This window comes from Mesorhizobium sp. M7A.F.Ca.US.006.01.1.1 (assembly GCF_003997935.1).
Taxonomy (GTDB): Bacteria; Pseudomonadota; Alphaproteobacteria; order Rhizobiales; family Rhizobiaceae; genus Mesorhizobium.
In genome coordinates this window covers 1-10909 of the sequence record NZ_RZQL01000231.1, presented here as the reverse complement: position 1 = coordinate 10909, position 10909 = coordinate 1, and the positions used below count along the sequence as shown (strand labels likewise).

Here is a 10909-nt window from a genome sequence, read left to right as displayed (position 1 = left end):
GCGATAGAGTTCCTTCCAGCCGGGCGGCGTGGTGACGGCAGCGTCCTTCAGCACGGCACCTTGCCGATCGCCGGTCGTGTAGAGCGGTGCGACCTCTTCAGTGGCGAAGCGGCCGGCCTCGCCAAGAACGGCATCGACCAGATCATCGCCGAGATCGCCAAACCTGCCGGCATCGAGCGCCGACTTCATGCCGGCCACGTGCTTGAGCGTGAAGGCGATATCCTCGACCGGTGCCCTATACATGCCGCCCACTCCTCCTGATGCATCGGCCCGCCCAACCGTAGAGCCGGTGCCGCTGCAAAACCACCCACCGTATCGGCGGTCTCCCATCTTCTTTTTACGTAAACGTCAAATTTTGTCACGCGGATTTTGCAATCGCCGCGGCACGTATTAAATTCAACCGGCGCCAGATCAAGTCGACCGGCGATCGATTAAAACCACGCAACGGAATTATCCCATGCTTGCCAGACCCGACGCCTATCGCTGTATCGAATGCGGCCTGCCCTATCGAGCGGAGGGGTTCTGTTATCATGGAGGCCAGTTGGAACACGGTGCCGCCTATTGGTCGGATCGCGGCATATTATGCTCGCCGCAATGCTCACTCGCCCACCACCGCAAGCGCGCCGCCGAAGGCACGCTGCGGCAAGAGCCGGCGCCGGACCCGTTTGAAGTTCAGCCATTCAACCGGCGTTGATCATCGCTTGATATGTACGGTCAGAGCCCGTACATATTGTACTAGAGGTGATCACTATGCCAAATCAACAGACCCGCACTGCCCGTCTCGAAGCTCGGATCTCCCCGGATATGCTGAGTGTGGTCAAACGTGCCGCCGAAATCCAGGGCCGCAGCGTCAGCGACTTCGTGGTCTCTGCAGCACAGGAAGCTGCACAACGGACCATTGAGGAGACCGCTATCATCCGCTTGTCCATCGAGGATCAGCGCGCTCTGGTAGAGGCCATTCTCAATCCACCCGAACCCAATGAAGCACTGCGCAAAGCCGCCGACGCCTACAAGCGACTTGTCGTCGAATCCCGGTGAGTCTCGATTTAATCATCGAGCCGCTGGGCGGGTCGTATGATCGTAAGGCATTCAGCTGTGGCATCCTGGCACTCGACCTCTATCTGCGCGAGCAGGCGAGCCAGGACGTCAAACGCCGTGTCAGCAACTGCTTCGTCGCCGTAGACCGGGATGTCCATCTCATCGCCGGATATTACACCCTTGCGGCGTCAAGTGTGCCCGTCGCCTCTCTGCCAGAAGACCTGACAAAACGCCTACCGCGCTATCCAGTCTTGCCCGCCATATTGATCGGAAGGTTGGCAGTCGATACCCGATATCAGGGACAACGAGTTGGATCGATACTGATCGTGGATGCGCTCCGGCGCTGCGCCCAAGCCGCTCCTGCCTGCTTCGCGCTGATCGTCGACGCCAAGGACGACAAAGCCGCGGCTTTTTATCGCAAGCATGGTTTCACACCATTTCGAGGCCGCCCGATGTCAATGTTCCTGTCGGTAGCGACGGCGTTGAAGCTGTTCGACTGACCCGCATTGCCCCGAAAGCAAATCCTTAACCATGACGGTTCAGGATTTGCTTTTGGTCAACGGGGATTCCCTGTTTGAAAACACTGGCGCGCCTACTTCGCCGCTCAGCGCTTCTCGCATTCGCGGCGACGATGGCACTGTCGACGGCAGCAAAGGCTTCGGATTTTTCCGAACCTTGGAAGAACGCCGACCGCGCCTTGGTCGTCGATGCCTACGAATACAATTCCATCGACTGGGCCCAGCTCGCCACCGACAAGCGGGTCGTCGGCTTCATCAACAAGGCCTCCGACGGTATGCCCCCGCCCTATTTCTGCCTGGGCAACGACATTGAGGTGAAGCTTTGCAAGGCGCTGTGGAAACGTCATGCGGTGACGCGCGAACTGTTTCAGACGCGCCGGGTGGTGGCCAAGGCACTCGGCCTGAAATGGGGCGCCTATCATCTTGCCCGCCCCGGCAATCCGGTCGAGCAGGCCAATAATTTCCTCGATTTCGCCGAGCCCGCACCAGACGATCTCATGGCTCTCGACATCGAGGGCAATGATCCCTCGCAATGGATGTCGCTCGACGATGCCGAGGAGTTCGTACGCCAGGTGCATCGGCGCATCGGCCGTTTCCCGGTGCTGTACACCAACGGCAAGACCGCCCAGTACATTGCCGACAACAGCTACCGATACCGGCTCCTGTCGCGGCTGCCGCTCTGGTATGCGCGCTACACCAACGACATCGACGTGCATTTTCCGATGGGCAACTGGCAAGGCTACGCACTGTGGCAGTTTTCGGCGCAAGCCAATTGCGGCCGTTTCCGCTGCCCTTACAGGGTTGCCGGCACGCCTAACGACATAGACGTGAATGTCGCGCCGACAGACGCCGGCACGCTGCGCGCGCAATGGCCGTTCGGTGGGCTTATCGACGTGCCGCCGGACTATCTCGCCTCGATACCGCTACCGGTTTCACGCGAGGCCGGCCTCGCCGGCAATGTCACCATCACCTATGCGTCGGTGGCCGCGCCGCCGACTTTCGAGGACATGGTTGCAGCGTTGGGCACACGCTGGTCCCGTTTCCGCGACGGCTTCCGCATGCCAGTCGTGAAGACGGTGCCGCGACGGGCGGCCTTCGGCATTGTCCAGTATGTCGCCTGGAAGCGAACCGAGCAGCGTTCACCAGCACAACTCGACGCGGCCTTTGCCGCGGCCGATCCGCTCAGCACCGCTTCGACCGAACTCGATCGCGGCCAGCGATAGACTGCCGTCCCAGAACCTTAATTTGCCTGTTCGCGCGCCACGGCCTGCCAGCCGATATCGCGGCGGCAGAACCCGTCCGGCCAATCGATTCGGTCAAGCGCGGCATAGGCTCGTTTCTGTGCCTCGCCGACCGTGGCGCCTGATGCCGTGACGTTGAGGACGCGGCCGCCATTGGCCACCAGTGCGCCGCCATTGATGGCGGTACCGGCGTGGAATATCTGGACGCCGTCGCTCGCCGCGTCTTCGACGCCCCGAATGACCGAGCCTTTTTCCGGCGTGCCGGGATAGCCTCTCGCCGCCATCACCACGGTGAGTGCGGCCTCGTCGCGCCAGCGCACCGAAGTATGCGCAAGCTGGCCGTCGGTCGCCGCGTTGAGCAGGACCAGAAGATCGTCCTTCAGCCGCATCATCAGCACCTGGCATTCCGGATCGCCGAAGCGGGTGTTGTATTCGATCAGTCTCGGTCCCTTGTCGGTGATCATCAGCCCGGCAAACAGCACGCCGGAGAAAGGCGCGCCCAGTTCGGCCATGCCGCGCATGGTCGGCTCGATGATCTCGCGCATGGTGCGCTCGACCAGTTCCGGCGTCATCACCGGTGCCGGCGAATAGGCGCCCATGCCGCCGGTATTCGGACCGGTGTCGCCGTCGCCGACGCGCTTGTGATCCTGCGCGGTGCCGAAGGGCAGTGCGGTGGTGCCGTCGCAGAGGCAGAAGAAACTTGCCTCCTCGCCCGTCATGAACTCCTCGACCACAACTTCCGCGCCGGCGGCGCCGAAGGAACCATCGAAGCAGGCATCGAGGGCTACCTGTGCTTCACTGAGCGTCATGGCGACGGTGACGCCCTTGCCGGCAGCCAGCCCGTCGGCCTTGATGACGATCGGCGCGCCCGTCTTTTCGACATAGGCCTTGGCCGAGGCCAGGTCACTGAAACGGCCATAGGCGGCGGTCGGGATGTCGTAGCGGGCGCAGAGGTCCTTGGTGAAACCTTTCGACCCTTCCAGCTGTGCGGCAGCCTTGGAGGGTCCGAAGACGCGAATGCCTTGCGCGCGCAGATCGTCGGCAATGCCGGCGACCAGCGGCCCCTCCGGACCGACCACGACGAGGCCGATTTTTTTCTCCCGGCAGAACGCGGCCACGGCGGCATGGTCGGCTAAATCCAACTTCACCAGCTCAGCCTCACTGCCGATGCCCGGATTGCCGGGAGCCGCATAGAGCTTCGTCAGCAGCGGCGACGCGGCGATCTTCCAGGCGAGCGCATGTTCGCGGCCGCCGGAGCCGAGAAGAAGAACGTTCATGGCGACCTCTTGATGCCGACTATCCCTTAGAGCACCCGCTATTGCTCTCTGGGCGACGGGTCAAGGCATCAGGATACATTGACAGGAATTGCGCACGGGAACGTTATCCCCGCCGAAAATTCGCGGCGGCCGCCGCCGCCAATTTTCTGGCGATTCGACTAGGCGGAGAAAACCACCGGAAACCAGTCCTCGCGCAGCCTCTGTCCCGGCTGCATGCCGTGGCCATGATAGGGCGGCGAGGTGCGGCCCGGCCGCTCGACATAGCGCGCATCGTCACCGACCCAGCGCAGCGACAGCGCCCGGCGCCGCGCCGCGGTCATGTTGCCACGCGCGCCGTGAGCGGTCCTGAAGTCGAACAGGATGGCGTCGCCCGGCTCCATTTCCCATTCGAGCACCTTCATCGACGGATCCTTGTCGGGATCGGGCACCGGCAGATAGTCGCCCTCGCCGGCGTAGAAATTGCTGTCGTCGAGCCAGCGCACCGGCAGGATCATCTTGTCCCATTTGTGCGAGCCAGCGATCAGGCGCAGCGTCGCCTCCTTCACCGGATCAATGGGTATCCAGAAGCTCACCGTCTGTTGGCCATCGACGAAATAGTAGGGGATGTCCTGATGCCAGGGCGTCGGCTTCTGCGTGCCGGGTTCCTTGACCAGCACGTGATCGTGGAAGAACTGCGCGGTGCGCGACTGCATCACCGCCGCCGCCAGTTCGGCGGCGGGTGAGTCCCGCACCAGGCTGACGAATTCGGGGATGCGCTTCCAGTTGCAGTAGTCATCGAAGAAACTGCCGCGGCCGTTGGCGATGTCGGATGCCGTGGCGCTGCGGTTCTGCATGTTGCGTTCGATGCCGGTGGCGATCGTGTCGACCCAGCCCTTGAAGGCGCCGCGAACGCAGACAGCGCCGTCACGCTGATAGTCGGCGATCGTCTTTGCATCGATGGTCTGAGCGTCGATTGTCTGGACGTCGGTTGCGGAAGCCATGGCGTTCTCCTCTTGGAATGAACCGACTATCGCAACACCAATTCATTCAGTAAAATAATAACTTTCCATCTGACATATAGAGTATGCCTATGAGTGTGACCCTCACGCAGCTGCGCTACCTGGTTGCCGTGGCGCGTCACGGTAGCGTCACCGGCGCGGCAAAGATACTGAACGTCTCTCAGCCGTCGGTTTCGGTGGCGATCGACGCGGTCGAAAAGAATTTCGGGCAGAAGCTGTTCGTCCGCCAGCGGGGAAGCGGCGTATCGCCGACATCGTTCGGCCGCGCCGTCGTGGCCAAGGCAAGGCAGGTTCTCACCGAAACGGAGGAACTCATAGGCCTGGGTTCAAGCAAATCGGCTGTCAGCGGTGAGTTGGTGCTGGGATGCTTCGAGGATCTGGCGCCTTTCTTCGCGCCGGCTTTGATCCGCGCCTTCTGCGAACGCTATCCGGCCGTCAAAATCGTCGTTCGCGACGAGACGTTCGAGACGCTGGGACGTCGGCTGGGTGATGCGGCCATCGATCTCGGCCTGACCTATGATCTCAGCCTGCCGACGCATTTCGCCCGCATCCTGCTGCGCGAACTTCGCCCGCACGCGCTGTTGCCGGCGGGCCACGCCCTGGCGGATCGGCCAACGGTCAGCCTTGCCGATCTGGCCGCCTATCCGCTGATCACCACGGACCAGCCGCACAGCTGGCAGCACATGCTCGACCTGTTTCGCAGCCGTGGCCTTTCCCCGGTGGCCGACATGACGACAAGCTCGTTCGAACTGCAGCGGAGCATGGTCGCCAACGGCTTCGGCGTCGCGGTCAGCTACACCCGCCCGCACGGCGACCGCAGCTATGACGGCCTGCCGCTCATCTGCAAGCCGCTGTCCGATCCGCTGCCCATGCAGCGGATCCTGCTCAGCTATGACACGCATCAGCGTGTGTCGAATGCCGCGCTGGCCTTCGTCGAAGTGGCCAAGGGCTGGTTCGCCACCCGCGACATCTTTGCCTCGTGAAAGGCTGACGAGCACCGCTTGCCGCTTGACGGTTTCCGCCGCTGCTGCCACTCCATGGACATGGAAAACATCCAGTCGAAAGCGGCCCAGGGCCGTGTCGCCGATGCGCCGAACGGCCATTGGGTCTACCTCGCGCTGCCGCGCTCGATTTGGCCCTATGCGCAACTTGCCCGGTGGGACCGGCCGATCGGCTGGCAGCTGCTGCTGTGGCCGTGCTGGTGGTCGGCGGCCTTGGCGGCAAGCGCCTATCCGCGTCCCGGCGACCCGCTGCTCTCACTGCTGCCGGCACCAGTGTATCTCGTGCTTTTCCTGGTCGGGGCCATCGCCATGCGCGGCGCCGGCTGCACCTACAACGACCTCGTCGATCAGGACATCGACAACCAAGTCGAGCGCACGCGCTCGCGACCGCTGCCGTCGGGCAAGGCGACGCGCCGGTGGGCATGGCTGTTTCTCGTCCTGCAGGCTCTGGTCGGCCTCGTCGTGCTCATCCAGTTCAACAGCTTTGCCGTCCTGCTTGGTATCTGCTCACTGGCGGTCATCGCCATCTATCCATTCATGAAGCGGATAACCAACTGGCCGCAACTGGTGCTTGGCCTTGCCTTTTCCTGGGGCGCGCTGATGGGGTGGGCGGTCGAGTTCGGCGATCTCGATGGGCCTGCCGTCATGCTCTATATCGGCTCGATCCTGTGGGTGATCGGCTACGACACGATCTACGCGCATCAGGACAAGGAAGACGACGCCATTGTCGGCGTGCGCTCGACGGCACGCCTGTTCGGCGACAACACCAAGGCGTGGCTGGCCGGACTTTATGGCGGCGCACTGATCTGTTTTGCGATCGCCTTCGCGTCGGCGCAGGCGCCGGTGGTGGCGCTGGCCGGACTGATCGCCGCCGGCGCCCATATGGCCCGGCAGATCGCGGTTCTGAATATCGACAATCCGGACCAATGCCTGCGGCTGTTCAGGTCGAACAACCAGGTCGGCTGGCTGATCTTCCTCGGCCTGATCGGCGGCGCTGTCTGGGTGGCGTTGAAGCCGCTGGTCTAGCGGCTTCGCTTCCTCGCCATAGCCCTTCGCAGGCTCAGGGCGTTCGAAGCTCGAAAATCCAAGCAATTGGCTTTTCGTCCGCTTTGCGGACCGTTTCTCACTCCCTTGAAATGATCTCCTGGCCGTCGATGACCAGCCTGAGCCCGAGGTCGCCGGCCCTGCGGCGAGCGAGGAAACGCGGGCGGCGTGTGTTGGAAACACGGCCCTTGCGGCGATCCTGCGGCGGCAGCGTCTTGATGGCGGCGCCGAGCGATTCTTCCAGGGTGCGGGCAACGCCGTCCGATTCGATCAGCAGCATCGGCAGACGGTAGGCCTCGGCCCAAGCGCGCCAGTCGGCGGCGACATCGTCGAGATCGTCGGCCACCAGCAGCGGCACCGACAGCATCGGGTCGTTGTGCAGGAGTTCCAGGGTCACCGTGACATTGCCGTCCGGATCCTCCATCGCGCGGGCGGCAACGCCTCGGAACGCATTGGCGGGCAGAACGATGATCGCGGGCAGGCCGCTCATCTCGAGCAAGCGGCGGATCACGGCGCCGCGCTGGTCAATGGTGAAGGTTACATCGCCGTAGTCGTCGCGAGTCGCGTAGCTCACCACTTGCGGCAGGCGGAATGGGTCGAGACGCATGTTGCGTCCCGCCCAGACTGGCTTCAGTCCGGTGTTCATAGAGTGGCCTTCCTGTCTGTCTCCTGAGAGCCGGTGTCCGGTTCTCTCCGGGCCGGTTTTTCCGGCCTCGTTTGTATGGAGACAGTAGCGCGGGCTCCTTACCGCCCCGCTTAAGAAAGTCGGTTAAATTTTGCTGATCTCAGGGATGGTTATCGGAATCCCACCAGCCACAAGATGTCGAAAGGATCAGATAACCTTACCCGGATTCATGATGCCGGCCGGGTCGAAAGCGGCCTTCACCCTTCGCATCAGATCGATCGCCATCGGCGGCGCGGTGGCGATCAGTTCGTCGCGTTTCAACTGGCCGATGCCGTGCTCGGCCGAGATCGAACCGTGCAGGCTGCGCACCACACCGTGCACCGCCTTGTTCATGGGGTGATAGAGAGCGAGGAACGCCTCATCATCGCCGTCGACTGGCCGCGAAATGTTGTAGTGGAGATTGCCGTCGCCCATATGGCCGAAGCAGACCACGCGGGCGCCTGCACTTACCGACGCCACGGCGCCAGCAGCCTCCGCGATGAAACGCGGGATCGATGCAATAGGCACCGAAATGTCGTGCTTGATCGAGGCGCCTTCCGGTTTCTGTGCCTCGGGGAGCAGCTCGCGGAAATTCCAGAAGGCATCGCCCTGCGCGAGACTCGCGGCAATGACGGCGTCGCCGACGAATTCCTGTTCGAGGCCGGCCGAGAGCACATCCTCGATCAACGCTCGTGAATCTTCCGACGAACGGCCTGATGAAATCTGCATCAGCACATACCATGGCCAGTCCTCGATCAGCGGCCGCACCACGCCCTGGGCATGCACCAGCGTGAAATCATATGGCCGCCTGCCGATCAGTTCGAAAGCGGTGAGTGCTGCCCCGGCACGGTCCATGGCCAGGCTGAACAGCGAAAGGGCCGCCTCGGGCGACGACAGGCCGACAAAGGCGACTTCGCGCCCCTTCGGCTTCGGGAACAGCTTGAGCACGGCGGCGGTGATGACGCCGAGCGTGCCTTCGGCACCGACGAACAGGTTTTTCAGATCGTAGCCGGTGTTGTCCTTCTTCAGCTTGCGCAGGTCGTCGAACACCTCGCCGGTCGGCAGCACCACCTCGACACCGAGACAGAGTTCGCGCGCATTGCCATAGGCAAGCACGCCGGTGCCGCCGGCATTGGAGGAAAGATTGCCGCCGATCTGGCAGGAGCCTTGCGCGGCCAGCGACAGCGGGAACAGCCGGTCGGCGGCGTCGGCTGCCTCCTGCAGACTCTGCAGGATGACACCGGCCTCGACCGTCACGGTGTTGGACAGGACATCGATTTCACGGATGCGGTTCAGCCGCGACAGCGACAGGACAATTTCGCGCCCGGACCTGTCCGGCACCTGCGCGCCGACCAGCCCGGTGTTGCCGCTTTGCGGCACGATCGGCGTGCCCGTCTCGGTCGCCAACCGCATGATCCGGCTGACTTCGTCGACGCTGCCCGGCCGCAGCACCAGCGATGTCGCGCCGTGCCAGAGCCCCCGTCGCTCAATGAGGTAGGGCGCGATGTCCTGCTGATCGCGCAGCGCATATTTGTCGCCGACGATCGCCGTGAAGCGATCGATGAGAGCGGGATCGAGTATCTCTGTGATTTCGGTCATGGGGGAAAACTATGTTGCGGGTTGTGGGATGTCACGAGGGGCAGCGGCACGCGACAGCCGATCGTTGATCGCTTCGCCGAGCCCGTCGAAGGGAATAGGCTCGACGGCGATGGTCGGCGCGCCGCTGCGGTCGAGTTCCTGCATGTAGGCGAACAGATTGCTCGCCGCTTCGCGCAGGTCCCCGGTTTCGGATAAATTGAGGAAGGCTTCGGCGCGGCGCCAGCCTTGCGCCCTCCGGCTGCCGAAGCCGAGCAAGGCCTCGCCCTCGCCGACCGTGCCGGCATTGAGCCGCATCGCGGCACCCGGCGCATAGTGCGAGGCAAGCATGCCCGGCGCCTCGACACCGGCGGTGCCGCCGCGCAACAATTCCATGCCGATGGCTGCCTCGATCTCCTCGGCGGCGATGCCGCCGGGCCTCAGCAGCCGCATTCTTTCCCCCTCGGCCTTGAGAATCGTCGATTCCAGCCCGACCGGGGTCGCGCCGCCATCGACCACCAGATTTATCCGCGCACCGAGATCGGCTGCCACCGCTTGCGCGGTCGTTGCGCTGATCCTGCCGGATGAATTGGCGCTGGGCGCTGCAAGCGGGCGGCCGAGCCTGGCGATCAGCTCGCCGCCAAAGCCCCTCGGCATGCGCAAGGCAATCGTATCGAGCCCGGCGGTGACCAGCGGATGGATGCCGTTGCCGGGCCGCTGAGGCAGCACCAGCGTCAGCGGACCGGGCCAGAACGCAAGCGCGAGTTTCCTGGACAGCGGATCGAACAGCGCGAGGCGCTCTGCCATCGCCATGTCCGCGACATGGGCGATCAGCGGGTTGAAGCGCGGCCGGCCCTTGGCTTCGAAGATGCGCGCGACGCCGATGCCGTTGGTGGCGTCGCCGGCCAGCCCGTAGACGGTTTCCGTCGGGATGGCGACAACATCGCCGTCCCTGAGCAGCGCCAGCGCCCGCTCCAGCGCCTCGCCCGAGCCAAGTATTTCAGCCACTCTCGTCACCTCACAGATGCGGGTGCGTAGTACGATGGCGGCCGTTGGGCAAGTCGGCTGTTGGGTAACCGATTGTTGGCGAGCAGGAGCATTGGCAATCTATCAATCCCTAAAATGCTATGTTTCCACGAAAGCCGGCATCAATTCCGGCCTGCTATCGAACAGCTGCTGGGCAAAGGGGAGCGATATCAGTGTCTGCGCGTATCCTGCTGGGTATCATTCTTGCTGTTGCGGCCGGCGAAGCCCAGGCGTCATCCCTGGTTTTTCCAGGCACGCCATCCTCCACACCATCGATCGTCAGGATCGGCACCCCCACCCAGCCTGGAACCGTCGATGCAGTCAACGCCAGCGATGCGCGGTCGGTGGTGGCAAAAGGGGAAGCACAGCCCGAGGTCACCGATGAAAAGGTGGCGGCGATCCCGGACAAGCCCGCGACCGGGCACGGCTTCCAGCCAGGTCCGATGGTCATTCGTGGCGGCGTTACCGGTCCCGATTTCCCAGCACCAGCGCCAACCGCTGCACCAGCGACAGGTGCCGCGCCGGCC

12 protein-coding genes and 1 pseudogene are annotated in these 10909 nt (G+C 63.4%); 7 read left to right on the top strand and 6 right to left on the bottom strand.

All coding sequences use genetic code 11. From position 1 onward, the window contains the following. Nucleotides 1-243: pseudogene (locus EN943_RS29430) on the bottom strand (acyl-CoA dehydrogenase); the annotation flags it as partial. Nucleotides 244-457: 214 nt separating this feature from the next. Here EN943_RS29430 and EN943_RS29425 point away from each other — a divergent pair. The 4 genes from EN943_RS29425 (at nucleotide 458) to EN943_RS29410 (ending at nucleotide 2779) form a co-directional block, all read left to right on the top strand. After that, complete coding sequence (locus EN943_RS29425; protein WP_027035972.1) at nucleotides 458-694, top strand: hypothetical protein; 237 nt, start codon at nucleotides 458-460, stop codon at nucleotides 692-694. Nucleotides 695-750: 56 nt separating this feature from the next. Then, nucleotides 751-1038, top strand: a complete 288-nt coding sequence (locus tag EN943_RS29420; protein ID WP_127415667.1) for a DUF1778 domain-containing protein — start codon at nucleotides 751-753, stop codon at nucleotides 1036-1038. Further along, nucleotides 1035-1538 carry a GNAT family N-acetyltransferase gene (locus EN943_RS29415; RefSeq protein ID WP_127415666.1) on the top strand — a complete coding sequence of 168 codons (504 nt, stop codon included), beginning with the start codon at nucleotides 1035-1037 and terminating at the stop codon, nucleotides 1536-1538. Before EN943_RS29420 ends, EN943_RS29415 begins: the two co-directional genes overlap by 4 nt. Before the next feature lie 131 nt (nucleotides 1539-1669). Further along, nucleotides 1670-2779: a glycoside hydrolase family 25 protein gene (locus EN943_RS29410; protein ID WP_127415665.1), complete on the top strand. Its 1110-nt coding sequence runs from the start codon at nucleotides 1670-1672 to the stop codon at nucleotides 2777-2779. Nucleotides 2780-2796: 17 nt separating this feature from the next. Here EN943_RS29410 and purD read toward each other — a convergent pair whose 3' ends face one another. Beyond that, nucleotides 2797-4074 (bottom strand): phosphoribosylamine--glycine ligase, encoded by a 1278-nt coding sequence (gene purD, locus EN943_RS29405; protein WP_127415664.1) that lies wholly within the window; start codon nucleotides 4072-4074, stop codon nucleotides 2797-2799. 158 nt (nucleotides 4075-4232) lie between these two features. After that, on the bottom strand, nucleotides 4233-5054 hold the full coding sequence (locus EN943_RS29400) for a phytanoyl-CoA dioxygenase family protein (protein ID WP_127415663.1): 822 nt from the start codon (nucleotides 5052-5054) through the stop codon (nucleotides 4233-4235). 89 nt (nucleotides 5055-5143) lie between these two features. On the opposite strand from EN943_RS29400, the gene EN943_RS29395 reads away from it, so the two are divergent. Together EN943_RS29395 and ubiA are read left to right on the top strand one after the other, a co-directional pair. Further along, complete coding sequence (locus tag EN943_RS29395; protein ID WP_127415662.1) at nucleotides 5144-6055, top strand: LysR family transcriptional regulator; 912 nt, start codon at nucleotides 5144-5146, stop codon at nucleotides 6053-6055. A gap of 60 nt (nucleotides 6056-6115) precedes the next feature. Further along, the gene (ubiA, locus tag EN943_RS29390; protein ID WP_164778441.1) at nucleotides 6116-7099 is read left to right on the top strand and encodes a 4-hydroxybenzoate octaprenyltransferase; all 984 of its coding nucleotides are present in this window, start codon (nucleotides 6116-6118) and stop codon (nucleotides 7097-7099) included. 97 nt (nucleotides 7100-7196) lie between these two features. Here ubiA and EN943_RS29385 read toward each other — a convergent pair whose 3' ends face one another. The 3 genes from EN943_RS29385 to EN943_RS29375 all read right to left on the bottom strand — a co-directional run bounded on the left by EN943_RS29385 (nucleotide 7197) and on the right by EN943_RS29375 (nucleotide 10364). Continuing rightward, nucleotides 7197-7763, bottom strand: a complete 567-nt coding sequence (locus EN943_RS29385) for a DUF6101 family protein (protein ID WP_127415661.1) — start codon at nucleotides 7761-7763, stop codon at nucleotides 7197-7199. A gap of 186 nt (nucleotides 7764-7949) precedes the next feature. Next, the gene (locus EN943_RS29380; RefSeq protein ID WP_127415660.1) at nucleotides 7950-9380 is read right to left on the bottom strand and encodes an FAD-binding oxidoreductase; all 1431 of its coding nucleotides are present in this window, start codon (nucleotides 9378-9380) and stop codon (nucleotides 7950-7952) included. A 9-nt stretch (nucleotides 9381-9389) separates the two neighbouring features. Continuing rightward, nucleotides 9390-10364 carry an L-threonylcarbamoyladenylate synthase gene (locus tag EN943_RS29375; RefSeq protein ID WP_127415659.1) on the bottom strand — a complete coding sequence of 325 codons (975 nt, stop codon included), beginning with the start codon at nucleotides 10362-10364 and terminating at the stop codon, nucleotides 9390-9392. Nucleotides 10365-10555: 191 nt separating this feature from the next. Between EN943_RS29375 and EN943_RS29370 the strand changes: the two genes are divergently transcribed. Continuing rightward, nucleotides 10556-10909 (top strand): hypothetical protein (locus EN943_RS29370; protein WP_127415658.1); only part of this gene is annotated, 354 nt, incomplete at its 3' end.

Coding starts and splice junctions, on each gene's coding strand:
- EN943_RS29425 (WP_027035972.1), top strand. CDS start 458: ATGCTTGCCAGACCCGACGCCTATCGCTGTATCGAATGCGGCCTGCCC.
- EN943_RS29420 (WP_127415667.1), top strand. CDS start 751: ATGCCAAATCAACAGACCCGCACTGCCCGTCTCGAAGCTCGGATCTCC.
- EN943_RS29410 (WP_127415665.1), top strand. CDS start 1,670: ATGGCACTGTCGACGGCAGCAAAGGCTTCGGATTTTTCCGAACCTTGG.
- purD (WP_127415664.1), bottom strand. CDS start 4,074: ATGAACGTTCTTCTTCTCGGCTCCGGCGGCCGCGAACATGCGCTCGCC.
- EN943_RS29400 (WP_127415663.1), bottom strand. CDS start 5,054: ATGGCTTCCGCAACCGACGTCCAGACAATCGACGCTCAGACCATCGAT.
- EN943_RS29395 (WP_127415662.1), top strand. CDS start 5,144: ATGAGTGTGACCCTCACGCAGCTGCGCTACCTGGTTGCCGTGGCGCGT.
- ubiA (WP_164778441.1), top strand. CDS start 6,116: ATGGAAAACATCCAGTCGAAAGCGGCCCAGGGCCGTGTCGCCGATGCG.
- EN943_RS29385 (WP_127415661.1), bottom strand. CDS start 7,763: ATGAACACCGGACTGAAGCCAGTCTGGGCGGGACGCAACATGCGTCTC.
- EN943_RS29380 (WP_127415660.1), bottom strand. CDS start 9,380: ATGACCGAAATCACAGAGATACTCGATCCCGCTCTCATCGATCGCTTC.